Origin of the sequence: Bacillus vallismortis (genome assembly GCF_040784915.1) — a bacterium.
Classification (GTDB): domain Bacteria; phylum Bacillota; class Bacilli; order Bacillales; family Bacillaceae; genus Bacillus; species Bacillus subtilis_G.
Map to the genome: position 1 here is coordinate 545,241 of NZ_CP160797.1, position 26,513 is coordinate 571,753.

General features: G+C 37.5%; 27 protein-coding genes. 18 read left to right on the forward strand and 9 right to left on the reverse strand.

Features of this window, described 5'->3' with window-relative positions; translation table 11 throughout:
* The first annotated feature begins 256 nt into the window (after positions 1 to 256).
* From ABZM97_RS02850 to ABZM97_RS02865, 4 genes are all read left to right on the forward strand, one after another.
* Positions 257 to 931: a response regulator transcription factor gene (locus tag ABZM97_RS02850; protein ID WP_087992946.1), complete on the forward strand. Its 675-nt coding sequence runs from the start codon at positions 257 to 259 to the stop codon at positions 929 to 931.
* On the forward strand, positions 928 to 2,307 hold the full coding sequence (locus tag ABZM97_RS02855; RefSeq protein ID WP_087992945.1) for a HAMP domain-containing sensor histidine kinase: 1,380 nt from the start codon (positions 928 to 930) through the stop codon (positions 2,305 to 2,307). Before ABZM97_RS02850 ends, ABZM97_RS02855 begins: the two co-directional genes overlap by 4 nt.
* 100 nt (positions 2,308 to 2,407) lie before the next feature.
* Positions 2,408 to 3,511 (forward strand): ABC transporter permease, encoded by a 1,104-nt coding sequence (locus ABZM97_RS02860; RefSeq protein WP_087992944.1) that lies wholly within the window; start codon positions 2,408 to 2,410, stop codon positions 3,509 to 3,511.
* Positions 3,508 to 4,188: an ABC transporter ATP-binding protein gene (locus tag ABZM97_RS02865; RefSeq protein WP_087992943.1), complete on the forward strand. Its 681-nt coding sequence runs from the start codon at positions 3,508 to 3,510 to the stop codon at positions 4,186 to 4,188. Before ABZM97_RS02860 ends, ABZM97_RS02865 begins: the two co-directional genes overlap by 4 nt.
* A 665-nt stretch (positions 4,189 to 4,853) precedes the next feature.
* On the opposite strand, the gene ABZM97_RS02870 is transcribed toward ABZM97_RS02865, so the two are convergent.
* Both ABZM97_RS02870 and ABZM97_RS02875 read right to left on the reverse strand, forming a co-directional pair.
* Positions 4,854 to 5,303, reverse strand: coding sequence for a hypothetical protein (locus ABZM97_RS02870; protein WP_087993907.1), 450 nt, complete (start codon positions 5,301 to 5,303; stop codon positions 4,854 to 4,856).
* A 745-nt stretch (positions 5,304 to 6,048) separates the two neighbouring features.
* Positions 6,049 to 6,693, reverse strand: a complete 645-nt coding sequence (locus tag ABZM97_RS02875) for a YitT family protein (protein WP_087993908.1) — start codon at positions 6,691 to 6,693, stop codon at positions 6,049 to 6,051.
* A 118-nt stretch (positions 6,694 to 6,811) separates the two neighbouring features.
* Here ABZM97_RS02875 and ABZM97_RS02880 point away from each other — a divergent pair, with 118 nt between their 5' ends.
* The 3 genes from ABZM97_RS02880 to ABZM97_RS02890 are packed head-to-tail and all read left to right on the forward strand — an operon-like array spanning position 6,812 to position 8,446.
* Positions 6,812 to 7,264: a MarR family winged helix-turn-helix transcriptional regulator gene (locus tag ABZM97_RS02880; RefSeq protein ID WP_087993909.1), complete on the forward strand. Its 453-nt coding sequence runs from the start codon at positions 6,812 to 6,814 to the stop codon at positions 7,262 to 7,264.
* A gap of 25 nt (positions 7,265 to 7,289) precedes the next feature.
* The gene (locus tag ABZM97_RS02885) at positions 7,290 to 7,808 is read left to right on the forward strand and encodes a GNAT family N-acetyltransferase (protein WP_087993910.1); all 519 of its coding nucleotides are present in this window, start codon (positions 7,290 to 7,292) and stop codon (positions 7,806 to 7,808) included.
* A 20-nt stretch (positions 7,809 to 7,828) separates the two neighbouring features.
* A complete protein-coding gene (locus tag ABZM97_RS02890; protein WP_087993911.1) occupies positions 7,829 to 8,446 on the forward strand; it encodes an FMN-binding negative transcriptional regulator in 618 nt (205 codons plus the stop codon).
* Between the two features lie 496 nt (positions 8,447 to 8,942).
* On the opposite strand, the gene ABZM97_RS02895 is transcribed toward ABZM97_RS02890, so the two are convergent.
* Positions 8,943 to 9,971, reverse strand: coding sequence for a fatty acid desaturase (locus tag ABZM97_RS02895; RefSeq protein WP_087993912.1), 1,029 nt, complete (start codon positions 9,969 to 9,971; stop codon positions 8,943 to 8,945).
* Between the two features lie 793 nt (positions 9,972 to 10,764).
* Between ABZM97_RS02895 and cspC the strand changes: the two genes are divergently transcribed.
* A complete protein-coding gene (gene cspC, locus ABZM97_RS02900; RefSeq protein ID WP_087993913.1) occupies positions 10,765 to 10,965 on the forward strand; it encodes a cold shock protein CspC in 201 nt (66 codons plus the stop codon).
* 915 nt (positions 10,966 to 11,880) lie between these two features.
* Here cspC and ABZM97_RS02905 read toward each other — a convergent pair.
* Positions 11,881 to 12,342: a CarD family transcriptional regulator gene (locus tag ABZM97_RS02905; RefSeq protein WP_367387183.1), complete on the reverse strand. Its 462-nt coding sequence runs from the start codon at positions 12,340 to 12,342 to the stop codon at positions 11,881 to 11,883.
* A gap of 867 nt (positions 12,343 to 13,209) precedes the next feature.
* Between ABZM97_RS02905 and ABZM97_RS02910 the strand changes: the two genes are divergently transcribed.
* Both ABZM97_RS02910 and ABZM97_RS02915 read left to right on the forward strand, forming a co-directional pair.
* Positions 13,210 to 13,587, forward strand: coding sequence for a hypothetical protein (locus ABZM97_RS02910; protein ID WP_087993915.1), 378 nt, complete (start codon positions 13,210 to 13,212; stop codon positions 13,585 to 13,587).
* Positions 13,588 to 13,759: 172 nt separating this feature from the next.
* Complete coding sequence (locus ABZM97_RS02915) at positions 13,760 to 14,302, forward strand: cupin domain-containing protein (RefSeq protein ID WP_087993916.1); 543 nt, start codon at positions 13,760 to 13,762, stop codon at positions 14,300 to 14,302.
* A 163-nt stretch (positions 14,303 to 14,465) separates the two neighbouring features.
* On the opposite strand, the gene ABZM97_RS02920 is transcribed toward ABZM97_RS02915, so the two are convergent.
* Positions 14,466 to 15,026 carry a recombinase family protein gene (locus ABZM97_RS02920; RefSeq protein ID WP_087993917.1) on the reverse strand — a complete coding sequence of 187 codons (561 nt, stop codon included), beginning with the start codon at positions 15,024 to 15,026 and terminating at the stop codon, positions 14,466 to 14,468.
* Between the two features lie 218 nt (positions 15,027 to 15,244).
* On the opposite strand from ABZM97_RS02920, the gene ABZM97_RS02925 reads away from it, so the two are divergent.
* From ABZM97_RS02925 to ABZM97_RS02935, 3 genes are all read left to right on the forward strand, one after another.
* Positions 15,245 to 16,711, forward strand: a complete 1,467-nt coding sequence (locus ABZM97_RS02925) for a SulP family inorganic anion transporter (protein WP_087993918.1) — start codon at positions 15,245 to 15,247, stop codon at positions 16,709 to 16,711.
* 17 nt (positions 16,712 to 16,728) lie between these two features.
* Entirely contained in the window at positions 16,729 to 17,148 is a 420-nt protein-coding gene (locus ABZM97_RS02930; RefSeq protein WP_202328995.1) for a universal stress protein, read from the forward strand.
* A gap of 365 nt (positions 17,149 to 17,513) precedes the next feature.
* Positions 17,514 to 18,104: a YdeI family protein gene (locus ABZM97_RS02935; RefSeq protein WP_367387184.1), complete on the forward strand. Its 591-nt coding sequence runs from the start codon at positions 17,514 to 17,516 to the stop codon at positions 18,102 to 18,104.
* Positions 18,105 to 18,884: 780 nt separating this feature from the next.
* Here ABZM97_RS02935 and ABZM97_RS02940 read toward each other — a convergent pair.
* From ABZM97_RS02940 to ABZM97_RS02950, 3 genes are all read right to left on the reverse strand, one after another.
* A complete protein-coding gene (locus ABZM97_RS02940; protein WP_367387185.1) occupies positions 18,885 to 19,559 on the reverse strand; it encodes a hypothetical protein in 675 nt (224 codons plus the stop codon).
* Positions 19,560 to 20,111: 552 nt separating this feature from the next.
* The gene (locus tag ABZM97_RS02945) at positions 20,112 to 20,294 is read right to left on the reverse strand and encodes an ester cyclase (RefSeq protein WP_367387186.1); all 183 of its coding nucleotides are present in this window, start codon (positions 20,292 to 20,294) and stop codon (positions 20,112 to 20,114) included.
* Between the two features lie 178 nt (positions 20,295 to 20,472).
* Entirely contained in the window at positions 20,473 to 21,234 is a 762-nt protein-coding gene (locus ABZM97_RS02950; RefSeq protein WP_367387187.1) for an MBL fold metallo-hydrolase, read from the reverse strand.
* Between the two features lie 188 nt (positions 21,235 to 21,422).
* Here ABZM97_RS02950 and ABZM97_RS02955 point away from each other — a divergent pair, with 188 nt between their 5' ends.
* Positions 21,423 to 21,833, forward strand: coding sequence for an Lrp/AsnC family transcriptional regulator (locus ABZM97_RS02955; protein ID WP_367387188.1), 411 nt, complete (start codon positions 21,423 to 21,425; stop codon positions 21,831 to 21,833).
* A gap of 154 nt (positions 21,834 to 21,987) precedes the next feature.
* Here ABZM97_RS02955 and ABZM97_RS02960 read toward each other — a convergent pair whose 3' ends face one another.
* Positions 21,988 to 22,851, reverse strand: a complete 864-nt coding sequence (locus ABZM97_RS02960; protein WP_367387474.1) for a DMT family transporter — start codon at positions 22,849 to 22,851, stop codon at positions 21,988 to 21,990.
* 166 nt (positions 22,852 to 23,017) lie between these two features.
* Here ABZM97_RS02960 and ABZM97_RS02965 point away from each other — a divergent pair, with 166 nt between their 5' ends.
* From ABZM97_RS02965 to ABZM97_RS02980, 4 genes are all read left to right on the forward strand, one after another.
* Positions 23,018 to 24,409, forward strand: a complete 1,392-nt coding sequence (locus ABZM97_RS02965; RefSeq protein ID WP_367387189.1) for a PLP-dependent aminotransferase family protein — start codon at positions 23,018 to 23,020, stop codon at positions 24,407 to 24,409.
* Positions 24,410 to 24,440: 31 nt separating this feature from the next.
* Positions 24,441 to 24,629 (forward strand): hypothetical protein, encoded by a 189-nt coding sequence (locus tag ABZM97_RS02970; protein ID WP_367387190.1) that lies wholly within the window; start codon positions 24,441 to 24,443, stop codon positions 24,627 to 24,629.
* A gap of 368 nt (positions 24,630 to 24,997) precedes the next feature.
* Positions 24,998 to 25,870 (forward strand): YitT family protein, encoded by an 873-nt coding sequence (locus ABZM97_RS02975; RefSeq protein ID WP_087993548.1) that lies wholly within the window; start codon positions 24,998 to 25,000, stop codon positions 25,868 to 25,870.
* Between the two features lie 284 nt (positions 25,871 to 26,154).
* Positions 26,155 to 26,502, forward strand: coding sequence for an ArsR/SmtB family transcription factor (locus ABZM97_RS02980; protein ID WP_367387191.1), 348 nt, complete (start codon positions 26,155 to 26,157; stop codon positions 26,500 to 26,502).
* Positions 26,503 to 26,513 lie beyond the last annotated feature (11 nt).

Here is a 26,513-nt window from a genome sequence, read left to right on the forward strand (position 1 = left end):
TTTTGCTCATTTTGTGCTATAAATGATGACTTTAAATAACGGCCTTTTGTTTCTGTGAATAATTGTCACCCTTGGTATTCATACTTTTAACGATCCCTTGATTTACAATTAATTAAAAGCTTTGTTTTACTGACTGTCAGTTGAAGGTTATGATGGATATGTTAATCTAAAACAAGTGTCATGGAAGATTATTCAGTTATACTTTTTATTATATAAATGGACTAGAGACAAAATGTACTTGATAGGGGTCTTTAAAATGATAAATATACTCATTGTGGATGATGATGAACATATTCTTGAATTACTTAGACATTATCTTCAAGTCGAGGGCTTTGGTGTCTTTGAAGCTTTCGATGGTGAAGAAGCCTCTTCCATTCTTGCAACAAAGCAAGTTCATTTAGCTGTGGTCGACGTCATGATGCCTCATAAGGACGGTTTTCAGCTCTGTGAAGAAATTAGAAAATATTATGATTTTCCTGTTATTATGCTGACTGCTAAAGACCAGCTCATGGATAAAGAAAAAGGGTTTTCTGCCGGAACGGATGACTATCTGACTAAACCTTTCGAGCCGAAAGAATTGATGTTTCGCATAAAAGCCTTACTTCGTCGTTATAAAATGGTGAATTCAGAAAAAATCCGCCTTAATCATACTGTCATAGACAGGAAAAGCTATGAAGTGCATTGTAACGATAAATTGCTGATGCTGCCGATGAAAGAGTTTGAACTATTGTCACAGCTTGCAAGCTACCCAGACAGAATTTTTACACGGGAAGAATTAATCCATTTGATTTGGGGAGCCGACTTTGACGGAGATGATCGAACAGTTGATGTTCATATTAAACGGCTGCGCAGTCGTTTTTCTGTTACTGATGATTTTCATATTAAAACGATTCGCGGTATTGGTTATAAATTGGTGGTGGAACAAAAGTGAGGACACTCTATTTAAAAATTGTTATTACCACTATTGTTGTGATGATTTTCAGCAGTGTGGCTGCTTTTTTTATTTCCAATGCATATTACCAATATAACCTTAAACCTTATAATGACAAAAAATTAACCCGCATGGCCGAAGATGTAAAGACATTTTATGAAAACAACCCTAATGTTAACCTTGACGACTATTTAACGAATATCGGTGATTTAGGTTACCAAATTTATTTAGTCAATGAACATGGCCACAGCTCTTTTTTTGGCGGATCTTTCAGAGAAAAAGATTTAAGTGATCAAGTGATTCAATCCGTTTTAGATGGTCACATATATCACGGTATTTCTCAGTTTTCTTCTAAAGGCTTTATTACAGGTTTTTTTGACAATGCACTGCTCAATACGATCGGAGTTCCAATCACGGACAAAGGACATCAATATGCCCTTTTTTTCCGTCCTAATACGGAGCTCCAATTTGGGGAACTACGAACCTTTTTTGCATTGATTCTTCTTCTCACCATTTTAATCAGCATTCTTTTTGTTTTGATCAGTACCCGTTATATTGTTAAGCCAATCATTACATTAACTCAAGCTACAAAACAAATCGCTAAAGGAAAATATGATATTCAATTAAACGTAAAATTGCGTGATGAAATTGGTGAATTGGCCGACCATTTTTCGCAAATGGCAAAAAGTTTAGAGCAACTGGAAGCTATGCGCCAAGAATTTGTTTCTAACGTTTCACATGAAATTCAATCACCGCTTGCTTCTATACAAGGCTTTTCACAGACATTGCAATCTAAGAAATTATCTAAAGAACAGCGTCAGCATTACTTGTCTATCATCGAAAATGAGAGCCGGCGCATGTCACAGTTAAGTAAGCAATTACTAACACTAGCATCCTTAGATAAAGAGAAGGAAATATTGAGTAAAAATACCTTTGATGTCGCTGCTCAAATGAAACAAGTGTTATTTATGATTGAATGGAACTGGCGTGAAAAAGATTTAACTGTGGAAATGGAGCTCCCTTCTGCTCTCATTTATGCGGATGAGCAATTGCTCCATCAAGTGTGGACTAACTTGCTTGTAAATAGTATCAAATTCACTGAAAAAGGCGGGGTAATTTCCATAAAACTGATAAAAAAAGAAAATGAATATTACATTGAGATCAAGGATACAGGTATTGGTATTTCACAAAATGACTTACCTCATATATTCAACCGCTTTTATAAAGCAGATAAGGCTAGGAACCGTAAAGAAGCCAGCAGCGGTTTAGGACTTGCCATTACTAAGAAAATTATTGAGCTGCATAATGGTCAAATCCATGTTGAAAGCCAACTAGGGAAAGGAACCGCTTTTCATATTTGCCTGCCTAAAAAGTAATGTAATTTCCCGTTCATGTTCTGTTCATATTCCCAATCTATATTTATCTCAGGCAAAAAAAGCTGTTAAGGATAAATGATATTGATTGGAGGAAAAGACGGTGTTTCTTGCTTTACGAGAACTTAAATATGCTAAGTTGCGTTATTTTTTAATTGGGTTCATCATGGTGCTTATCGCCTGGCTTGTTCTTTTTGTTTCTGGACTTGCAAAAGGACTAGCTTCTGATAATGCTTCTTCAATTCAAAAGATGGATACAGACTATCTTGTGATTCAAAAAGAAGCAGATCATCGCTTGGTCCGTTCAATATTGTCTGAGGACAAACTGAAAGACATTCAAGACTACACCAACAATGAATCAGCTGCACCTTTAGGAATACAGATGACCACATTTACTCAGAAAGGGTCTTCTAAAAAGATTGATGCCACATTCTTTGCCGTAGATATGAAAGGATTTTTGGCTCCTGATGTTATCGATGGCCGTATGATTAACAACAAGACCACAAATGAAATCGTTGCAGATAGTTCGCTAAAAGAAGATGGATTGAGATTGGGGGACTATATAAAAGAGCAGTTCTCCGGTAAAACGTTTGAGATTGTGGGGTTCTCAAAAGGAGAATCATTTAGCCACACACCTGTGATCCACATCAATTTCAAAGAGTGGGGAGAAATTCATAAACTTTCTGCTAATAAACAATTGTTTTTTAACGCAATCGCTTTAAAGACAAGTCAAGATGCTGCAGAGCAAATTGATAAGAATGTAGCAGGGGTTGATTTAATTGATAAAAGTGAGGCTCTCAAGAGTATTCCTGGATACTCTGAGGAGCAAGGCTCGCTTATCATGATGATTGTTTTTCTATTTATTATTGCAGCTTTTGTGTTAGCCGTATTCTTCTATGTTATGACCATACAGAAAATCAATCAATTCGGGGTATTAAAGGCCATTGGTGCAACGACCGGTTATATAGCGCGCAATATTGTATTCCAAGTTTTATTATTAACATTTATCAGTCTTGTAATCAGTATAGTACTAACATATGGTGTGGCGGCTATTTTACCAAGCAGCATGCCATTTGACCTTACACCGAAATTAGTTTTAGGTTCTTCAGGTCTTTTTCTGGCTGTTTCAGTGATTGGATCGTTAATATCTCTATATAAAGTTACAAAAATTGACGCTATTGAAGCGATTGGAAGTGCAGCACAATGAGTCAAAAATTGATTCTTGACCATATTGATAAAGTGTTCGGTGACGGCGAATCGTCTGTAAAAGTTCTTGATCAAGTGTCTCTTGAAGTGAAAGCCGGAGAATTTGTTGCAGTTGTCGGGCCATCCGGTTCTGGTAAAAGTACGTTTCTCTCAATTGCCGGAGCGTTGCTTTCTCCAACAAGAGGCCGCATTATGATTGATGGAAGTGATATCAGTCAAGTAACGGAAAAAAAGATGAATCGCATTAGATTAAAAAAAATCGGATTTGTATTTCAGTCATCTAATTTAATCCCTTATTTAACGGTTCGTGACCAGTTATTGCTTATTTCGAAGCTAGCGGGAAGTTCTAATAACAAAGCAGAACAAAGAGCAATTGATCTTCTTCAAAGACTTGGATTAAAGCATCGTATGAATAGTTATCCACAAAGTTTATCCGGGGGAGAACGTCAACGTGTTGCCATTGCTCGGGCTTGGATGAATGACCCGGAGATCATTCTTGCTGATGAGCCGACAGCGAGTCTTGACTCAGAGCGCGGCCGTACAATTGTAAAAATGTTAGCAGATGAAGTGAAATCTAGAGAAAAAGCTGCTGTAATGGTTACTCATGATAAAAGAATGTTAGATTTATGCGACCGTGTTGTGTATATCGATGACGGTAAACTTTCAGAACTAACATAAGACTCTGTAAAGATAACCGAATCTCTTTTATAAGGGATTCGGTTTTAGTTTATCCCCATATCAACAAGGGGTGTTGGTACATTTTTATTCTAGTGAATATAACATTGGTGACATGTGCAAGATTCTAAATTTTTATCTAATGGTTGTTTATTTGCAGACTAAAAACAGTGCCCATTTTGTGCCCAAAATGAATATAAAATGGTGTAAATGAGTGTAATGAATGACTTCAAATGCTTGAAATAACAGGCTTATATAACTGATAATAAGCTTCCACTTTATTGATGCCTTCGTTTTTTATTTTACTTATCTTGGCGAGTGGTCAAGGTTTCTTTACTGCCCAGAAAATATGAAAAACATCAAAAAAGGTGTAAATAATGATAATAAGAGCTGTATAACCCTTAAATATAGGACATGATAAGATTTCATAAGGTTGAGGGGAAAAGAGCAGGAAAAGCAGGAGTAGAAAATTAGAGAAAAGTAATTACTAATGGGTTTGATTTGCATCATATAGGGTTTAATACAAAACCTTTTATTTTTAGAAAAAGAGAAGATGAAAAACCTGGAGTGAATTTATCTCCAAAGTATAGAAAGTAAGGAATCTTTTAAAAAACTAAAAAATGATGAAATTACGGAAAGGTAATGAGTGATTACCTTTCCGTAATTCGTTAATTATTTCTTTGAGCAATACGATAGTTCATCTTAACACTACCACCTTGAGCCGTTGGTGAAGCTGTAAATGTGTAATTGTATGTCCAACCAAACCAACCATTTTCAACCTCAGCAGAAATGTTGCCTTGCTCGCCTGGTGCGAGAGTTCTTGAGACTATTCCATCAATTGATATTTTTATGTCATTACTCCCGTTATTTGAAGCCCAGAAGTTTACTTGTGCCCCGTCGTTCTCATCTAATTCGAACGTCCGACTCCAGCTTGATTGATCAACAGAGCCATCTGAAACCTCCCTGTCTAGAGCTTTGAATTCTCCACTTGTAACTGCATAATTTTTCGACGATACACTTGTAGTCGACTCCGCAAAAGCGGGTATAGCACAAGTTCCAACAATTACACCAGCTATCAGAGTCGATGTTACTCCTTTGAAAATGGACTTAAGATTCACGATCAAGCACTCCTTTTTAATTTAATTTATTATACATGCATACTTCGCATGCATAATACAAATAATACCATGTAAAATAATTACAGTAAATGATTTTTTGGACAATAATGTTTGTAACTCAAACTTTTGTACCCCAAACATCCCAAATCAGACAAGTAAGCCTTGATATAGCTTGGTAAGTGGAAATTGCGATCTTCTTATTGAGGTATTGCTATTAGCAGAGATTTTCCCGATACCCGCAAAACGAAAAAACACTATCCTTTCTCTAAAGTAACGAAAAGGGTAGTGTTTTTTGTGCTATTCAAGATTAATACGTACTCTTTTTTATCTCTGTCTATCTACACTGAATTACAAAATCGGACAAGTCAAGATACTACCAAAAGAAAAAACTATCGCACCCAGTGGGCGAGACCACATTACTTCTCTTGTTAGTGGTTTCTTAGGTCTTAGCTGGAATTATTTAAAGCTAATATTTTAGTGATTTTTAAAAAAAGTAGTGCCCAATTTTTGCTCAAAATTCATGAAAAAGAAGAAAATAGGTGGAAATGAAGATAAAGAATGCTTTATTTATAAGGTTTATGTAATACATGATACGTTTTCACTATGTCGAGGACCTAGTGGGGGCAAACCCCGTGGAGGTTCGAGTCCTCTCGGCCGCATCAATGATACCAAGGGTTTTGACGACCTTGGTATTTTTCATATTCATCTGTTTTTACCTCTTGTGCCCACTTACTTAAATTACCTTCTATATGGAATGCTTTTTATCTTGACCATCATTTGGTGATGTACTGGAGTTTGTTAGTATGCGATCCAACACTTTTTCAGTAAAGGGCATGAAGTAATTAAGAATTAACCCACCTAAACAAACGGTTAGTATAGTTCCAACGCCAATTGGTCCATTCAAAATAAACGCCATTATCAAGAAGACGAGGTAAATGAATGTTCTCGAAAAAAATATATTGGTTTTCGTTAATTCTTTTATGATTAATGTTAGCCGGTCAACAGGAATCGGGGCGAATTTTGTGTGTAAATATGTTGCGGTTCCCAATCCTATAACAACTAAGCCAATTGCAAAACAAACAATTTTGCTGTGCAAAGTTTCAGGTGTTACAGAAAAGTGCAATAAAAAAAGCCATATATCAATCCCCATACCCGTTATAAAGGCCGTTAACAACCCCGAAATTTCAGGTTTTTGTCTTTTTAAAAATGAATTACAACATATTAATATAAGAGCTATGATGACTTCCCAACTTCCCACAGTAAGCCCCACATTTATGGACAGTCCCACCAAAAGTGCGTCAAAAGGGGAAGCTCCAAGATCTGATTGAATCGTGAAAGAAATACCAAGGGTTAAGATTAAAATTCCTAATACATAAAAAACATATTTCACTTTACTCGACCTCTTTATCTTTATTTTTTTGTTGTAAATACAACAAAGATGAGTTATATTTAATGTACGCTATTTTTATTGCAAATACAACAAAAACACATACGTAAGGAGTTTAATGATGAAGGATATTCTTCGTGAAATTGGAATGATTGCACGAGCATTGGATTCTATAAGCAATATCGAATTTAAAGAACATGACCTGACAAAAGGGCAGTATTTGTACCTTGTCCGAATATGTGAAAACCCGGGAATCATTCAAGAAAAGTTAGCTGAGATGATTAAAGTAGACCGAACAACCGCAGCTCGTGCAATAAAAAAACTTGAAATGAAGGGCTTTATTGAAAAGAAAGATGATGAACATAACAAAAAAATAAAAAAACTCTTTCCGACGGAAAAAGGGAATGAGGTATTTCCTTTTATAAAAAGAGAAAATGATCATTCGAATCGTGTCGCTTTAGAGGGATTTTCTGAAAGAGAAGCGGAGACCATTTTCAATTTTCTTCAAAGAGTAAGAAAAAATATAGAAAAAGATTGGGATTTTGTAAAAAAAGGGAACAAGAGAAATTATTGATGTTATAAAGGAGTGACATATTTAAATGACTATCAATATAAAAAAGTGCACACTTGAAGACTTGGGCAAACTTCAAGACATTAGTTATGAAACATTTAATGAGACATTTAAGGATCAGAATTCGCCCGAAAATATGAATGCCTATCTGGAAAAGGCTTTTAACTTAAAACAATTAGAAAAAGAATTATCCAATATTTCTTCGCGCTTCTTTTTTGTATATTTTAATAATGAAGTCGCTGGATATTTAAAGGTCAATACCAATGATGCCCAGACTGAAAAAATGGGTGATGAATCACTTGAAATCGAGAGGATTTATATCAAGAACAAATTTCAAAAACATGGACTTGGTAAATATCTGTTGAATAAAGCTATGGAAATTGCGAAGGAACTGAATAAAAAGAAAATCTGGCTGGGCGTATGGGAAAAAAACGAAAATGCTATTGCTTTTTATAAGAAAATGGGGTTTGTTCAAACTGGAGCCCATTCTTTTTATATGGGGCATGAAAAACAAACGGACTTTATAATGGCTAAAACACTTATATAATTTTTGGAAGGAGGATGATTATGTATATTCCAAAATATTTTAAGGTCTCAAATGTTGATGAAATTTGGGATTTCGTTCAAAAAAACTCTTTTGGCACGATCGTCACGACAGAACAAGGGAAACCAATTGCCACGCATTTGCCTTTGGGGTTAAATAAAAAAGGTGATGATTACTATATCACTGGGCATATCGCTTATGGAAATCGGCAGTGGAGAACATTTGAAACCTGTGAAGATGTGCTTGTTATGTTTCAGGGAACACACGCTTACATTTCTTCTTCTTGGTACGGGCATGAAGATGTTCCGACATGGAATTATCAAGCCGTCCATATATACGGTCAAGCAAGTATTTTAGAGAGAGATGAATTAATAGAAGAATTAACAACAATGATGGAGAAATACGAAAAACATCGAGAAAATCCAATTTTATGGGATGAACTTTCTCCTGAACTCTTAGAAAGACAACTGAAAGCGATTGTCGGTTTTAAGATTAAGGTGGATGACATTCAGGCTGCATATAAATTAAGTCAGAATCGAAGTGAAATGGATTATATGAATATCATTGACCAATTGCAAAATGAAGGAAATCCAAATTCAAAACAAATGGCAGAACAGATGGAAAAGAGATTAAAAAACTAAATATAAGCCCACTTTTATTAAACCTTTAGATTCGAGAATTAAAGAATGGAACTGGAGCAGTTATGTTTGCAGCTTCTATTCATTGCTCTTTCTTTCATTAGATTGGGATATGAAGTTTGAATTAATCAGTGTGCTTACAGCCTAAAAACAGTGCCCATTTTATGCCCAAAATGAATATAAAACGATGAAAATACATGTAATAAATGAATTCAAATGCTTGAAATGACAGGCTTTTGTAACTGACAATTAGCTTTCACTTTATTGAGATCCTATTGGGTGAATAACCCATGGAGGTTCAAGTCCTCTCGTCCTCATCCCAATAATATCAAGGGTTTAACCACCTTTGGTATTATTTTTTTGGGCGGAATACGATTGTGGAGTCTGTGAGTGTATTTGGCACTAAAAAAGTGCTGGCCTCTGCACAAAACCGTTGCGCGAGACTGCACTTTTATTCTGCAAGATACACTGCCCCTTATCATCGGTTAGGGGGATTTATTTAATCCGCTCCAAGCCGCGGTGATACTTGGCTTTTAGAAGCTTTTTTTAAGTGGCTAAAACCGACAAATTTTTTGCTTTCTTCATCCCATAGGCGGAACTTTAACGACTTAAGACTTGTTGCCAGTGTAATGGTCGGAACGTTTTGCAATGGTTCAGCGTTGTTATGCGCTTTTTCAAGCTTATAGTTTGGCACTCTCGGGCTTAGATGGTGAACATGATGGAAACCGATATTGCCTGTTAGCCATTGCATGACTTTTGGTAGCTTATAATAAGAACTTCCTTCAACTGCTGCTTTTACATATTCCCAATGCTTATCTTCTTCAAAATAAGAGTCCTCAAACGTATGCTGAATATAAAACATCCAAATGCCGAGAGATCCCGATATCAGAAAAATTGGCGCCTGAACCAGAAGGAAGTTTTGCCAGCCAATAGCCCAACATAAAAGTGCTGCCAACGTGACGATCCCCAGGTTCGTTACATATGTATTCAGCCGTTCTTTACGTTTAGCCCCTTTACGATTAAAACGATTGGTAATTCCGAAGACGTAAAGCGGTCCAATCACAAACATAACAAACGGATTTCTGTACAAACGGTACATGATTTTTGTCTTAGTTGAGGCTTCCTTATATTCCTCAACGGTCAGTACCCAAATATCGCCTGTCCCGCGTTTGTCCAGGTTGCTGCTTGTCGCATGATGGACAGAATGGTCGTGTGCCCAATGATCAAAAGGATGCAGAGTTAGAATTCCTGTGATTGTTCCAAGGATTCGATTCGCCTTTCTGTTCTTAAAAAAGGAATAGTGGCAGCAATCATGAAAGATGATGAATGTTCTCACTAAAAAACCTGCAGCAACGACAGAAATCGCTAATGTAAGAAAATAAGAAATCGACAAGCTCTTATATGCCAAACACCATAACAGGAAAAATGGTACCAATGTGTTCATGATTTGACAAATACTTTTTTGTAAATCGGACTTTTCATAAGGTGTGACCAGTTTTCTCAAAGTCCTGAGGTTTTTTTCATTCATTTTTAAAAGGTTCCCCTTCCCTGATGATCTTCTGAGTATAGAAAATGTTTTATTGCCTTTGAAGACCCAGCGTCATACTCCATATATGAAGGTATCTTTCCCAATTATTTGTGAAATTATTGGAAATCAAAATGTTTCAAGTTCAGTTAAATCTTTATTAGCAGAGCCAACCGGGATACAAAAGGATATGAAGAGTATACCCGGCTATTTATCTGGCCAAACTCTCTCCCTGCTTCCCTATGGCGATCGGTTTATTGAGCCTGTGAACATGGAGTGTTTGAGGAAATAGTAGAGAAAATTTGGATGGATTGATAAGTGTCAAAAAGAGAGACAGAAGGATAAAGGCTTTGGAAATCTGCAGAACAAAGCTCTACCAGTGAACAGCCCTGCTCCATTTGGGCAAGAAACAGCTGAGCTTTTGATAGAAATCTTTAATAATCAATAATGAAGTGCTAAAGAGCAAAGAAAAGGCTTGAAGACACTCGTGATTCATTTTCACGGTGTTTTCAAACCATAGTTAGGAATAGACCTCTTAGACATATTAAAAAATTGGTGCAGTATGATTGGCATTTTCTGTTTTTTTACTGCTGCTGTACTGGATTCCATACATTTAAGAAATAATAATGAATAAAACGAAAATATTAATTTGGAATGATTTCCGTTTCGTGTTATGATAAAGAAGAATTATTTTTGTTCGGTGTAAAGGATAGTATGAATATTAACTTTTCGTCTTGATGATACTATGGGCAAGGATAGTATATACTGTGTGGTAACACACTAGGAGGCAACAATAATGGAACAAGGTACAGTAAAATGGTTTAATGCAGAAAAAGGTTTTGGCTTCATCGAACGTGAAAACGGAGACGATGTATTCGTACACTTCTCTGCAATCCAAAGTGACGGATTCAAATCTTTAGACGAAGGTGAAAAAGTAACGTTTGACGTTGAGCAAGGTGCTCGTGGAGCTCAAGCTGCTAACGTTCAAAAAGCTTAATCTTCAATCGTTTATACAAACAGGTTCTTTAAATAGGGCCTGTTTTTTTATGTTCTCAAAAAAACCCACTCAACGTTCGAGTAGGGAGATGGTACAAGGTAATAGAAAAAGATTTAAAGCTTCAAAGGTTTTTTTACAGTATAACATACTTGGTTTACAATATGTGGAATATATTTTCTTTTCCAATACGAACAAAAAGCCAGCGTAAATGTGTTGTGCCATCTGCCAAAAGCGTCACGCTAAACGAAGTACCGATGATAATCCCGACACTCTTCTTCCTTTAAATTCATCAGGATCAAATGAAATGTATGTTTATCCTATTATTACGACAAGTAAACAAAAAGGACCATCCCTTTTCGTAAAGAATCATCCTTTTCTTCGTTCATTCGGCAATTTTTAAGAACTCTTGATTAGCTAAGATAACAGCTGGGTCCAACTACTACAAGAATTCCACAATAGAAGCAACCCTTTTTCGCTTTTTTAATTCTTGTGCAGGCATATGTTTCGTATCTCCACACCCTCTTATTGTTTTATTTCAAAAAACTTCGTCATTTTTTATTGTTGACCATATATTTAGATGTTACCAACTCGTGAGGGGAAACCTAGAAATAATCACTAAGATCCTAAAACAATGAAAGCCCTCCCTCTCTTCCATCTTTGCGGCTCCTTGTCCTTGGCAGTGTGAATCAGGATTAAAAAAATCAATACTATTTCGTTTTTTTCTTCAAATGTTCGCAGAAGAAAGCTAAATAATAAAAAGGGAATAGATGATAGGAATAACAAAAGAGGTTCATGTTCCAAAAGTAAGTTGAAGAAGTTGAACATATTTGAAATGATGTACTTTACTTTTAATCATAAGATTATCAAAAAATTCAGGATATTTTTCAGAATGCAATTCATGATCAATAATTAACCTTAACAGAAACTTTTTATTTGATTTTCAGTGATTCCTTTAATGACTTCAAGTTCACTAATCAAAAATTCATGTGCATGATCCAACATTTTTTTTTCGCTTGTATTAAGTGCTTTTTCTTTCTTCATACGCATTAAATCACGTACAACTTCAACACCTTCTAGTATTTCACCCGTTTTTATTTTGTTCGTGTTTACTTGATACCTTTGTTTCCACGGCAGTAACCTATCTGATTCTCCATGCTGAAAAATGTGTAGAATGTGTTTTAATGCAAGTATATCAGTAACTGGTCGTATACTTGAACTCAATAGTTTACGCGCTGGAATCATAACTGTCATATTACTGATTGACATTTTGATGACATAATACTGTTGTTTTTCCTCTAAAAAATCTTTTTCTTCTATGGCTTCAATTATACCTGCGCCGTGCATTGGATAAACAATGTGATCGCCAATTTGAAACATATCATACACCTCCATATATGGTACCTTTCTTAAGGTTACCATATATGGAGGTGTATTATCAAATATTCAATAATAACATGAATATTTTTTTATTGTCAATAACTTTTTTGGGAAAATCAGATCAAGCACAATCAACATCAAAACAATAGGGAACGAGGTCTATTGGTCCGTGTATATCCTGAAAGCCGAATAATTTACATAAATCAGTTTGAGTTATTAAATCCCCTTTAGGAATTCATGACTTGCCACTAATTTTTTTATAGAAATGATGAATATGGAAGATAGAGAGTGTAACGAAAACAATCCTTTCATAATCAGTGATATGTTGAGGAGGGCTCAGTGGGTGAATCATCCGTGGGGTTCAAGTCCTCTCGGCCGCACCAACGATACCAACGATTGTAGACCCTTGGTATTTTTTGTCCTATAACCGGAACAAAGAAATGTTAGTAGGCAAAATGAAATTGAGATATTTAAGCGGTAGTTGAAATGACGGGAATACCTATCTATTCAATTAATGAAGATGATACTTATGATGAAGGAAGTGATCATACAATTACAGGGGAGTTAGAATACAAAATTGTTTAATTTCTATATATTTGATAAGCTGTTAGATAAAGGTTTTATCATAATTGGTAAAAAAGGAGGAAGGTAATTTCATCATCTCAGCAAAAAAAGAAGGGTATACCACAGCTAAGCCGCTATAAATACGACATTTTATGTGGTTAGTTACCACTGGTATCTGTTATATCTTAATGATAAATAGTGCTTGTGGCGGCTGTGTTAAAACTGCATATTCTTTATTGAATCACATAAAATGGTTATGGAAAGGACCCGTTATAGGTACATTTTAAAAAAGGAGTCATAATGTTGTTTAAAAGGTTTTTTCTGGTTTTACTTACACTGATAATGTCTATAGTTGTTATGCTAGTGGCTGCTGAAAATTCACCTGGAGAGCATGTCATTTCATTTGATGAGCCTATTATTTTAATGATATCAATTGGGATCGTTGTATTTTTATTCATCCCTCCATTAGCCATGTCCTTTTTTGGCAACCTTGTTGTAAGAATCATATCTGCAGTATACCAATGTTTTATCGTTTTGACTTTTATGGGGCTAATCCCAATCGGCTTTCTTATTCCCGATGGCTTTTGGACAATTCTTGTTTCTATTGCAGGAACGTTCGTTAGTATAGCTAGTGTTGTAGTAACCTTATTCATTGATCGCAATAGAGAAGTTAAATTATAACTTTTATGGTAAATGAGTGTAGTGAAGAACTCAAATGCTTGAAATCATGGGTTTTTCAAATAAGGTGACCAATACAACAGCTTTTCTTTATTAAGAAGTTATGTAAGTGGCACATTCCCACAACAAACGCATAGGGTAATATCATAAAATAAAAAAATGTGGGGATCTGAAAATGTATTATATACCTGTTACACATCAATACCCTTATTATGTGTGCTGCGGTGGAAGGTCGGTTTATTGGATGAATCCATATAAAATGAAGCATGAAAACGCAGGCCAAAACCTTCACTTGACAGATTATGGGCCGAAACCATTTGTTATTAATATCAATAAAGCAACAAAACAAAACAATACGTTCCGTACTGCGCTATGGACAGGAGCGCACCTGCAAGTTACTGTCATGAGTATTGATATTGGAGAAGATATCGGTTTGGAAATGCATTCTAACCTCGATCAATTTTTGCGGATTGAGCAAGGCCGCGGGATCGTTAAAATGGGCAAGAGTAAAGATCAGGTAAACTTTCAGCGAAATGTCTATGATGATTCAGCCATCGTCATACCTGCCGGCACATGGCACAACCTGATCAATACAGGCAATACGCCGCTAAAACTATACTCCATTTATGCCCCGCCTAACCATCCATTTGGCACGGTCCATGTGACTAAAGCGGATGCAGAAGCTGCGGAAAAGGAGAACAATTCATACAAAAATTGAGCGGGTTAATGAGACTGTTTCACAAGATATTTCCCAACATTTATCTTTTCCGGTTTTAACACAGACCATTTCCGGCGTTGTTTATGTGGATCATTTTTGAGAGGGAATGAATCACGAATAAAAAACATACCCAAAATAGCGGTATGTTTTTTATTCGTGTTTATTATGAATCAAAATCATTCCAATTATCTAAATAACGGTACAGTGTTGTTTTACTGATGCCCGTCTCTTTGGTAATTTGCTGAATGGTATACGTTTTGCTTTGATACATTTCCATCGCGCGCCGGACATTATGGTCTGGTTTTCTCGGACGTCCTGTATTTTTCCCCTTTAATTTCGCCTCTTGAATTCCAAGCTTTGTGTTTTCACTAATCATGTCAAATTGAAATTTGCCGACTCTTTCTAAAAAATCGAAGAATATGGAACCGTTTTTCTTTGTGGTGTCCACTTTGTCTAATATTGAAATAAAGTGGATTTGTTTCCTTTTGAAAAAATCTATGATATCGATTAGGTTTTTTGTAGAGTCCGCAATGCTGTATAACTTATAAATGATTACGGTATCTCCGGTATTTAAACTGTTGCATAATGACTCAAATTCTGGTCTGTTTTTTGCTGAATTTGTTTGTTCAATATATATTTTTTCACAGTTGAACCCTTTAAGTGCAGTTATCTGTATTGTTACATCCTGATCTTGACTAAACGGACGCGCATATCCAAAAATCAAATCATCAACTCCTGATGAATTTTGTATATTTCATTATAACAAAATAAGATGGATAGCGCAGAATGCGCCGCTAGTTCCAAAAAAGATCTATTTTGGAACGAAAAATTGTAGACATTTGAATTCTTGTTTGTTACATTCTAAATAGTTACAAACGACCCTGGCTTCTATGAGAGTTAGAAGTCAACAAAAAATAATCATAAAGAGGTGTACTGTATTTTATGTTAAAAAAATTAAATATAGAGTGGTTCTCAAATATAAGAGGGGACTTATTAGCCGGGATTGTCGTTGCTTTGGCATTAATTCCTGAGGCCATTGGTTTTTCTATTATTGCAGGTGTTGACCCGATGGTGGGATTGTATGCCTCATTTTGTATTGCGGTGGTGATTTCTTTTGCGGGCGGAAGGCCTGCGATGATTTCTGCGGCTACAGGGGCTATGGCGTTGTTAATGGGAACGCTGGTAAAGGATCACGGATTACAGTATCTGTTTGCTGCTACGATCCTGACGGGTATCATCCAAATCATATTTGGGGTTCTGAAAGTGGCGCGATTAATGAAATTTGTTCCTCGATCGGTCATGGTAGGTTTTGTTAATGCGCTGGCCATTTTAATTTTCATGGCACAAGTTCCTCATTTTGTTGGTATATCCGGTCTGACATATGTGTTTGTCGGCATAACTTTAGTCATCATTTATTTGTTCCCGTTTATTACAAAAGCTGTTCCAAGTCCTTTAATAGCAATTGTATTTCTCACGGTCATTTCTATTTGGGGTCACTTTAATGTTCAAACAGTTGGAGATTTAGGAACAATCAAACAAGCTTTGCCGAACTTTTTGATTCCCGATGTTCCATTAAACTTTGAGACGCTGTCAATTATCTTCCCGACTTCTATTGCTCTAGCTGTCGTTGGTCTGCTTGAGTCGCTGCTGACGTCTTCCATTGTTGATGACATGACTGACACAGATAGTAATAAAAACAGGGAAAGCCGAGGGCAAGGGATTGCCAATATCGTTGCCGGATTTTTCGGCGGTATGGCAGGGTGTGCCATGATCGGTCAATCTGTTATTAACGTAAAGTCTGGAGGGAGAGGGAGACTGTCAACCTTTACGGCTGGTATGTTCCTCATGTTTTTAATACTCGTTTTGGGTGAATGGGTTGTTCAAGTTCCTATGCCTGCATTGGTTGGCGTTATGATTATGGTTTCAATTGGAACATTCGATTGGTCTTCAATCCGGACCCTTAAAAAAGTTCCGTTCACTGATTCTGTTGTCATGGTTGTCACAGTAATTACTGTAGTGGCAACAGATAACTTATCCATTGGCGTAATCGTAGGTGTCCTGTTAAGTGCTATTTTCTTCGCTTCTAAAATTTCACGAGTAAAGGTGGATTTGTCTTCTGTTTCTGAGAAAGAGGCTGTTTATGACATTAAGGGCCAAGTGTTCTTTGCTTCTGTTCAAGATTTTGTGAATTCATTTTCATATGAAGATGTAAAAGAGCGTGTTGTGATGAACTTTTCAGAGGCGCATATTTGGGATGATTCTGGTGTCGCCGCAGTGGATAAGGTTGTTTTGAAATTCAAAGAAAATCATGCAGATGTTACATTGGTTGGCTTAAACGAATCAAGCCAACATTTGATTGAAAAGCTGGCTACTTACAATCATCCTAACGCACAGCCGTCAAGCCACTAAGGGGAAGGTGAAGGGGTATGTATCAAAATATTTTGTTGGCAGCTGATGGATCAGATCATTCCATTCGATCAGCAGAACATGCAATTCGTATAGCGAAACTGGTGCCTGATGCAAGAGTGGAAATCATTTTTGTTAAAGATTATTCAAAAGCGAAAACCGAAGTGCTTCATACCGCGAGTTCTGCAGAGTTAGAAATGGAAAGGCGTAAAAAGTTAGAGCCGATTTTAGAAAAATTTGAGCAAGCTGGTGTCCGGCATGATGTAATGATGAAACACGGAGAACCAGGACCGACCATTGTTGCTTATGCAAATGAAAATCAATTTGATATGCTCGTAGTAGGCAGTAGGGGATTGAATTCGCTGCAGGAGATGGTGCTGGGCAGTGTAAGCCATAAAGTGGCTAAGCGAGTAAATTGTCCTGTGCTGATTGTAAAGTGATGGATGGAACAAGCCGATTTGAAACAGAATCGGCTTGTTTTTTTGTCTCACTCATAAGTAAGTTATTTAAACGGTCAGCATTTTCTCTTTATTTATTGGGGAAAAAGTGTCCATAAACATCCATTGTCGTTATTATTGAAGCTTTTCCAAGCCTTTCTTTTACGATTACATATTTTCACCTTAAGCTCAATTAATTGAGTACATCTTATAAACAAATACTGTGATGTCAAAAATAAAAATGACAGGGCAGGGAAAAGGGGCGTCGAACGAGAAAAATCTAGAGCGGTATTAAAAAATGGAGAGGAAAAGCACCTTAAAATTCAGCTAAAAGAAAAACAAAACTGCTCGGAAAGAGGGGACTTCTGATGACAAATAGAACGAATCCGAAGGTTGATGAATTTTTAAGTAAAGCGAAAAAGTGGAAGGGAGAATTTGAGAGGTTGAGAGCTATCGTTCTTGACTGTGAGCTGAACGAGGAATTTAAGTGGAAGCATCCCTGCTACACGTATAATAGTAAAAACATCGTTTTAATACATGGATTTAAAGACTATTGTGCGCTTCTATTTCACAAAGGTGCCTTGTTACAGGATGTCCATGGGATTCTCATCCAACAAACGGAGAATGTACAGGCAGCACGCCAGATCCGGTTCACCAATGTTCAGGAAATTGATGAAATGGAAACGATCTTGAAAGCTTATATTCATGAAGCCATTGAAGTTGAAAAAGCCGGGTTGGAAGTGGATTTAAAAAAGAATACAGAATATAAAATTCCTGAAGAACTTCAAAATAAATTCGATGAAATCCCTGCTTTAAAAACAGCTTTTGAAGCATTGACCCCGGGACGGCAAAGAGCATACATTCTTCATTTTTCTCAAGCCAAACAAGCCAAAACCCGAGAGGCGAAGGTTGAAAAATGTGTCCAGAATATTCTCGATGGAAAGGGATTAAAGGATTAACATATTCGGTAACCAAACAAGGAAACTTAATAAGCAGTGGGGATTCATCAATAATATCTAAACAAGAAACATACTAAATGATATTGGTATGTTTTTAATTCTCATATGTGTCTGCAAACGTAGTGTGGTTGTAAAATTACAATTAGAACGTTTGCATTTTTGAATCTCAACCGATGTTAGCCTCCTGCAAGTAAATAGAAAGAATTATTTTGCTGGGTACCGTATCCCCAATAAAGGGGATAGCATTACCCTTTTGAATAGGGGTTAAGTTAAAAATGTTGGAAGATGTTTTTGCTGTCATCAAGAGTATAATGGCTATACCTTTACTGCTATAAATACGTAATGTCTTCAACCGTGTGTGACGTCTTAGAGGCTGAAGAGTCTGACGAACGAGCGGAATAAGCTGCTACATGTAAAAGAAAAACAAGCATCATGTTAAATGCTTGTTTTTCTAAAGAATCATTCACTTACTGCTGAGATGTTTCTTTTGATTAATATTGTATGCCGCTAGACATACGGCGCTATAAAATACTAATGCGACACCCAGTAATAATATGATCCAATGAAAAGCACCAGATAATTCAATGGTATTGCTCACCACATTTAGAATGTTTCCAACTGATAGGAGAGCTAATAGAATAGGTAGATTTTTTAGCAAGTGATTTCACTCCAACCTTTATCCGAAACGAATATGCGATACTTTTTACCTCATTATCCATTATTTATAGTGATAGTTTGTATGAAAAAGCCCGCTATCCTGTTTAGATACATGATAACTGATTAATGAATCACCATGATGTCAATGAGTCGCTTGATTTTTTCATCGTCTCCTGTATCGACGTACACTGTTTTTTTATTTTTAATGATATTCTCAGTCACTTCCCGCATTACGCCTTGATCTAAATCATCTGCGGAATCCCAGCGTAAAGGGACATTGTATACATGAATCGTGCCATCTCCGTTACCATGGTAAGTGACTGATCCATCCACTAATCGAGAACCAGCTAACTGGATCACATCTTCTGGGTAGCTGGCACTGGTGTCATCATTAGGATTGATAGATTCGCCAGCCGAAATGTGCCGAACATTCAATTCATCTATCTCTTGATTAGGTCCAAGCTGCAGCCAAACACGGGCATATTCGATTTTTTCAGAAGAATACGCTGCCAATACATCGTCTTCTTTACCTTTCTCCTCATTTTTTGCTTTTTCTGATGAGGTGTCATCTGATTCAACTGTTGCGGATTCTTCTGATCCCGTTGTTGGCTCTGATTCATCTTTGCTTATTTTGTTGCTGTCTTCATTATCATTATGATCTTCGTCAGTTTGTGCAGCAGTATCATCATTTGAAGTTTGTTTTGATTCTACGTTCTTACTGCCCGCACACCCAGCAAGCAATAAGGCGAGCAGCAGGAGGGCGGCATTGCCGTAAAATATCTTTCCGAGTTTCCTCATTCTTTCATTCCTCTCATCAACTAAGTTTCAGCTTCATGTAAAAGTTATGCCTCTAAATATTACCATGTAATAAATATGTTCGTTTGAAATTTGCTTAAAAGAAGAAACGTTTTTGGATCAATACTGTCCATGTTACGAAGTCATCGCAGGAAGTATTTTTGAGGATTTGATCTCCTGTAATATGGATATATTGAATTCTATTTAAGGAGTGAAAGGATTTTGCAGAAAAAACATTTAAAACAGCTTGAGGAAAAGTTATTAAAATGAGAAGCAACGAAATCCTCTGAAGACTCTCCAAAACTTTGAAGTTCATACATTGGCTCCTAATGTTGCACTAGCTTCATATCAGGTCATTGATGAAACAAGAAAACAACAAACATGGCGCAGCTCTATATGGAAGTTCCTTGATGAAAGATGGCAACTATTCTTTCATCAAGGAACAAAAACGAATTAAGGTTGGTTATAATACGAGTTGGATAGGTTAAATAAAAAAGAGACCAAGCATTGCTTGATCACTAAGTAAAATGATTTTCTTATTTCTCTCATTAGCTTTTAGGCAGTCACGCCAAGCTGACGGAGAATGTCATGCACATCAATTTTACCGTCAGAAATACGTAACAACATCATAAGAAAACGTAACGGATTTCCCGTTGCAGGGACACCAGCAAATGGGGTTCCTGTATGTTTACTTTCAAATATAAAATAAACAGCTACAAGGTCGCCTTCAGCAATCATCGCTTGAATCGCATTTTAAAACCCGGGAAAGCATCAAAGTTTTTCTTTTCAGATTCTACTAAACCTTCTACACCTGGAAACGGTGTATCTAATTGCGGGTAGAATACAAAGTCTTTATGGCAGAAGTCTTTTAGGCATCGTACTTTTCTTGTGACCCCTCCTGTCCTTAAATAAACATTTAAAATGAATATGCTTCGCCATCATCAGGCACTAACACTTGAGAGAAGATTCCTTTTTCATGAATAAAGGATTTTAATTCTTCTCTTGATAATCCCCAATGGTTTACAGCTTCCATGTGGCTCACGATGATTTTTGCGTTTGGAGCAGCCTTATACGTTTCATAAATATCTTCTTTACCCATGACGAGAGAACCGCCTTCATAGAATTGATTATCGCCGCCGTTCACTACAATGATGTTCGGCTGATGTGTTTCAATCTCTTCTTGAACCGCATCATACCAGACTGTATCTCCAGCTACATATAATGTTTTCTCACTTTGGTGTTTGAACACAACGCCGCATACAAGGCCTGCGAGTTTTAAAATTTCTCCTCTTCCGTGTTCGCCTTTGGTTTTGATTAATTGAATGCCTTCAAAGACTGTATCTTTTGTTAGTACTTCGACGTTTTTGAATCCGCCATTTCGAAATTCTGTTGCATCTTCTTCATTTTGGGAGAACAACTTGATATCTTTTGGCAACAACTCTTTAGCTGCCTCATCCCAGTGGTCGTAGTGTAAATGAGTAACAATAACAGCATCAATATGATGAATAATATTGTCGACAGAAGTTGGCAATTCAACCAAAGGGTTGTTTTGATCCTGCCTTGGCGCATTTGGAAATGGAGGATAAGCACCTTTCTCAGCTAACATTGGATCTATTAAAAACGTTTTGCCTGCATATTCGACAACAAGTGTAGCATTACGAATTTGTTGAATGTTCATGTATAAAACTCCTTTTCTTTAATATGCGTATAGTTTACATATAGCCGCTGAATAAATACATGGAACAAATCAAGTCTTTCTGTCGATTGACTTGATTTTTGAAAGTATGTCATTTATTTTTTACAAATTGTCACTAATGTAGAATGGGAATTAAAAACAGAGAACGAATATTGAAGGGATTTGATTTCATGTTGGATCACACAGACATGCAAATATTAGAGGAGTTATCTAAAAATAGCCGTATCACGATGAAAGAATTAGGAGAAAAAGTTCATTTAACAGGGCAAGCAGCCGCCTCGAGGATTGCCAAATTAGAAGACAACGGTGTGATTGAGGGATATACCATTAAAGTGAACCAAGTGAAATTAGGGTGTTATATACATGCTTTGCTTAATATCTATACAAAAAACACCCATCATCATCCATATCTGTCATTTATAAAAACACAAGACAAATATGTAATCAATAATTATAAAATTAGTGGGGATGGCTGTTATCTTCTTGAATGCAAATTTCCGTCTAATGAAACGCTAGATCAATTTTTAGTGGAATTAAACAAGCATGTCAATTATAAATTGTCGATTGTGATTAACAAATAAAAGACCCTTTTCACTTTTATAGGGGCTAAGCGGGGATAACCTGTGGGGTTCAAATCCTCTCGGGCCGCATCAATGATACCAAGGGCTGCGAACCCTTGGTATTTTTCATGCTTTCATTTATTATCGTCACCCGGCTTTTTTAAAGTAAGTCTGCCTACTTTGCAAATCGCCGAGCAGCAGCCACGCACATGATAACGGCGATATTCACTGCCACGAGTGCCCAGCCTACTTTCTCGTGCAGAATCACTGAGGCAAGCAGCAGTCCAAAGAATGGCTGAAGAAGCTGCAACTGCCCAACCGCCGCAATTCCGCCTTGGGCGAGACCTCGATACCAGAAGACGAAGCCGATCAGCATGCTGAATAAGGATACATAGGCAAGACTGAGCAGCGCTGGTACCCCGATGCTCGACCATGAGTCCGGTGTAAAAAAGAACGACAAAGGCAGCATAAGAGGAAGCGACAGAACGAGTGCCCAAGAGATCACCTGCCAGTTCCCCAGACGTCGAGAAAGCCTAGCGCCTTCTGCATAACCAAGCCCGCATACGATGATAGAAGCCAGCATGTATGCGTCGCCGAGCGGGGATGATCCACCGCCTTGGATCAGAGCGAATCCTGCTACTAGTAAGCTGCCAGCCGCTGAGAACATCCAGAAGACTGGCCGGGGACGTTCACCTCCGCGGAGTACGCCGAAGACCGCTGTCGCAAGCGGAAGAAGCCCAAGGAAGACAATGGCATGTGCGGAGGTGACATACTGAAGCGCCAAAGCTGTCAGCAATGGGAACCCGATCACCACGCCGAACGCTACCACCAATAATGAAATGATGTCGCTTTTGGCAGGATGCTGCTGCCGAAAGATGAGAAGGAGGCCTCCAGCCAATACACCAGCTATCGCAGCGCGGCATACGGTGAGGAACAATGGGGTGAAGTCCGCCACAGCCAAGCGGGTTGCTGGCAGTGAGCCGCTGAAAATGAGGACGCCTATAAAACCATTTATCCAGCCATTTGTTGTTTTGTTCATTATAATCACTCCAAATATGATTCTTTTTCATTCTTTAACTGTTAATCTGAATTTTCTTAACAAAACCAGCATCTAAGGATTACAATGACTATAAACTGGAATTGACCTTTCATAAACAGTCAGTTTTCATAAAAAAATGCATACCAGTTAGGAGAACAATGTGTAAATGGATATCACGCCTTTTTTAAATAGAAATTTGGATATTCCGCTTTACCAGCAGCTTTATCAGGATTTCAAAGAAAACATGCATCAGGGGCGTATTCAAAAAGGAATGAAGCTCCCTTCAAAAAGACTCTTGGCGAGTCAGCTATCCATCAGCCAAACGACTGTAGAACGTGCCTATGAACAACTTGCTGCTGAAGGCTATATCGTGAGCAAGCCAAGAAGCGGGTGGTTTGCTGATTATGACGATTCTGATTTTGCCTATCGTAAAATGCCGCGCACATTACCCATTCAACAAAAAGAGCAGGAACATAAAGAGTGGATTGATTTTCACTATGGAAATGTAGATTCTTCTTACTTTCCTTTTTCCGCATGGCGAAAAAGCATGGTCAATAGTTTAGACCAATATGGACACGAGCTTTATCGGCCGGGACATGTTTTAGGAGAGTTTGAGCTGAGGACGCTCATTGCAGAGTATCTGTATCAATCACGGGGTGTTCATTGTGTCCCTGAACAAGTGATTATAGGTGCCGGGAACCCTATCCTTCTCCAAATCTTGTGTCAAGTTTTTGATCAGAATATTTTCATAGGATATGAGGATCCGGGTTATCCGAGAGCACGCGAGATTTTTGAAGCCAATCGTATGAATATTCTTCCTATACCAGTCGATGATGAAGGAATCTGTATACAGAAGATCAAAGAACAGCAGCCAAATCTTGTGTATGTCACGCCTTCTCACCAATTTACGCTAGGAACCATTATGACGATTAACAGAAGAATTCAGCTGCTTAAATGGGCTGCTGAGAATCAGTCATTTATCATAGAGGATGATTATGATGGGGAGTTTAGATACACCGGACAGCCGGTCCCATCCTTACAAGGGCTGGACCAGGATAACCGTGTCATTTATATGGGCACTTTTTCTAAGTCTCTTCTTCCCTCGCTGCGTATCAGCTATATGATTCTTCCTTCGTCTCTTTTAAAAAAAGGCCATGAAATCGCGTCTTTATATAAGCAAACGGTGTCCTGCCACAGTCAGCTCACGCTAGCTGACTTTATAAAAAATGGAGAGTGGCAAAAACACATCAACAGAATGAGAAAGCTTTACCGTAGAAAAAGAGCCATTTTACTAGAGACTGTGCAAAGAGAATTAGGAGAGCATGTCAGGATTCGCGGAGAAAACTCTGGACTTCGCATCTTACTTGACGTTTATTTGCCATTTAGCGAAAAAGAGTTAATTGAGAAGGCGAAGGAACATGGAGTGAAAATTTATCCTGTTGCTCCTTCTTATCAAAACCATCCCCCTGCTAAAAGGGTGTCGCTTGGATTTGCAGGGGTTCCTGAATTTAACATACGAGAAGGTATAAAAAAACTGAAGGCTGCCTGGAAGATATGAGGAGCTTTCAGTTTTTCTATTCAGGAGGAAGGTGAATGGAACAAGATTTGCATACCAATTCACACTGCTGCTTGAAGGAACCACTTCTATGACCACATTGATAGGTGCTGAAAAAGCAACGGAATACTCTATTGCGATGGCTCGGACAATCATTCCGCATATTTCATCATGTTTTTCACTGAATATGTCGTTTGTCCATTCCGCTCGGCCATATGGATGATACCGAGGAATTACTTTCCTTGGTATTTTTCGTGCATTTTAATATGTATTTCAACAAACTTCCTAACATGCAAGACGTGATTTGGATATGAACCAACCGGAGCTATGTTGGCAAATGATCTACAACAGATTATTGGAGATCACCAAGTTACCTAAAAGGATGGATTGAAACATAGACCCCATTTGGCACATCAGGTGAATTGAATGTTCTTAATCACAAAGGGTTATCTTTATGAAATAGAGTGATATCAGCAGCAGCCTGCTTACAGAAATGATTGACAAATTCTTTTAATAAAAAGCATGTTTTTAGCCTGAAAAATCTATTATGGTATAGTTTAAATATAAAAAATATTTGAAATGAGGAATGGTATGAATACAAACGAAAAACATAAGAAATTTAAAGCGAAAATCATCCTGCAAGTCATCATGGTCATAATCGGAGGAATCATAGCGGCATATGGACTGGAAACGGTGCTCATTCCAAACAGCGTATCTGATGGAGGGGTGACAGGCCTCAGCATTGTTGGGTCACAGCTGTTCCATTTGCCGCTGGGGATTCTGATTGTTGCTATTAACATTCCGTTTGTCTGGTTAGGATATAAGCAAATTGGGAAACGCTTTGCGTTATTATCAATTATCGGAATCGCATCACTTGCCGCGGGTACAAGTTTTATGCACCACACTCCAGCCATCATCGAAGGGGATACTTTGTTGATAACCGTTGTCGGCGGGATTATCCTTGGGTTTGGAATGGGGCTGGCGCTGCGTAATGGCGGCGCATTAGATGGAATTGATATGCTTGCAGTGCTGCTGTCCCGAAAACTGCCATTCGGAACGAGCGATCTCATTTTATTCTTAAACCTTTTTGTGTTTATTTTTGTTTCCACCGTATTTGGTTTGCAAGGGGCATTGCTTTCAGTCATTGCTTACTACATTGCATCCAAAGTCATTCATGTCGTGGAGGAAGGCTTAAGCGGTTCTAAAATGTTTCAAATTATTACAACCCAACCTGAATTGATGGTAGAGACCATACGTGATCAATTAGGCCGAAGCGCCACATATAAAGAAGCTTACGGGGGTTTTTCCCATGAGAAATTCAAAGAAATCACATGTGTCATCAACCGCTTAGAAGAAACCAAACTAAAGGAAATTATTAATGAAATTGATAAAACCGCCTTCGTTACCGTATATGATGTAGCTGAAGTGAAGGGCAGCAATTTTAGAAGGGTCAATCATCATTAGAAAAAAGAGTGACGAATGGCAAAACAGCCATCATATGTTTTGACGAGCCTTATGAAGCTGTTTGCTCATGATTTGTTGAAATCCTGTTCCCATCAAGCAGGATTTTTTCTTGTTTAGGTTAATATAAACAATTGATTATATAATTGAAAACTTATATAATGACGTTGTGAAAAAATTAATGTTCATTTTTTTGTACGCACAGTGCCTCTTTTTTATTGGGGTGTCTGATCACTGGGCCAATATATCATGATTTCATTATATATTGGGTTAAAGGAGGAGTTCATTTGACTGTTGATTCAAAAATAGGAGTTGCAGCAATGGCTAGCTGTTTAAAAATACTTAGTGATCAAACAAGGCTCATGATGATGAAATTATTTATTGAGAAAGAATATTGTGTGTGTCAATTGGTTGATATGTTCGACATGAGTCAGCCAGCCATAAGCCAGCATTTGCGGAAATTAAAAAACGCAGGATTTGTGAACGAGGACAGAAGAGGGCAATGGCGTTATTATTCAATCAATCAATCATGCCCCGAGTTTGATACATTGCAATTGATTTTGCATCAAATCGATCAGGAAGACGAATTGTTACTGCACATCAAACAAAGGGAAACTCAAGCGTCTTGCCAGTAAGGAGGTATTAG

What these genes read in the sequence shown, in the direction of transcription:
- ABZM97_RS02885 (WP_087993910.1), top strand. Translation starts at nt 7,290, where the DNA reads ATGACTATCAATATAAAAAAGTGCACACTTGAAGACTTGGGCAAACTT.
- ABZM97_RS02945 (WP_367387186.1), bottom strand. Translation starts at nt 20,294, where the DNA reads ATGATTGCTGAAGGCGACCTTGTAGCTGTTTATTTTATATTTGAAAGT.
- ABZM97_RS02930 (WP_202328995.1), top strand. Translation starts at nt 16,729, where the DNA reads ATGTATCAAAATATTTTGTTGGCAGCTGATGGATCAGATCATTCCATT.
- ABZM97_RS02960 (WP_367387474.1), bottom strand. Translation starts at nt 22,851, where the DNA reads ATGAACAAAACAACAAATGGCTGGATAAATGGTTTTATAGGCGTCCTC.
- ABZM97_RS02925 (WP_087993918.1), top strand. Translation starts at nt 15,245, where the DNA reads ATGTTAAAAAAATTAAATATAGAGTGGTTCTCAAATATAAGAGGGGAC.
- ABZM97_RS02965 (WP_367387189.1), top strand. Translation starts at nt 23,018, where the DNA reads ATGGATATCACGCCTTTTTTAAATAGAAATTTGGATATTCCGCTTTAC.
- ABZM97_RS02905 (WP_367387183.1), bottom strand. Translation starts at nt 12,342, where the DNA reads ATGTTTCAAATTGGCGATCACATTGTTTATCCAATGCACGGCGCAGGT.
- cspC (WP_087993913.1), top strand. Translation starts at nt 10,765, where the DNA reads ATGGAACAAGGTACAGTAAAATGGTTTAATGCAGAAAAAGGTTTTGGC.
- ABZM97_RS02850 (WP_087992946.1), top strand. Translation starts at nt 257, where the DNA reads ATGATAAATATACTCATTGTGGATGATGATGAACATATTCTTGAATTA.
- ABZM97_RS02890 (WP_087993911.1), top strand. Translation starts at nt 7,829, where the DNA reads ATGTATATTCCAAAATATTTTAAGGTCTCAAATGTTGATGAAATTTGG.
- ABZM97_RS02895 (WP_087993912.1), bottom strand. Translation starts at nt 9,971, where the DNA reads ATGAATGAAAAAAACCTCAGGACTTTGAGAAAACTGGTCACACCTTAT.
- ABZM97_RS02955 (WP_367387188.1), top strand. Translation starts at nt 21,423, where the DNA reads ATGTTGGATCACACAGACATGCAAATATTAGAGGAGTTATCTAAAAAT.
- ABZM97_RS02950 (WP_367387187.1), bottom strand. Translation starts at nt 21,234, where the DNA reads ATGAACATTCAACAAATTCGTAATGCTACACTTGTTGTCGAATATGCA.
- ABZM97_RS02940 (WP_367387185.1), bottom strand. Translation starts at nt 19,559, where the DNA reads ATGAGGAAACTCGGAAAGATATTTTACGGCAATGCCGCCCTCCTGCTG.
- ABZM97_RS02975 (WP_087993548.1), top strand. Translation starts at nt 24,998, where the DNA reads ATGAATACAAACGAAAAACATAAGAAATTTAAAGCGAAAATCATCCTG.
- ABZM97_RS02865 (WP_087992943.1), top strand. Translation starts at nt 3,508, where the DNA reads ATGAGTCAAAAATTGATTCTTGACCATATTGATAAAGTGTTCGGTGAC.
- ABZM97_RS02915 (WP_087993916.1), top strand. Translation starts at nt 13,760, where the DNA reads ATGTATTATATACCTGTTACACATCAATACCCTTATTATGTGTGCTGC.
- ABZM97_RS02935 (WP_367387184.1), top strand. Translation starts at nt 17,514, where the DNA reads ATGACAAATAGAACGAATCCGAAGGTTGATGAATTTTTAAGTAAAGCG.
- ABZM97_RS02880 (WP_087993909.1), top strand. Translation starts at nt 6,812, where the DNA reads ATGAAGGATATTCTTCGTGAAATTGGAATGATTGCACGAGCATTGGAT.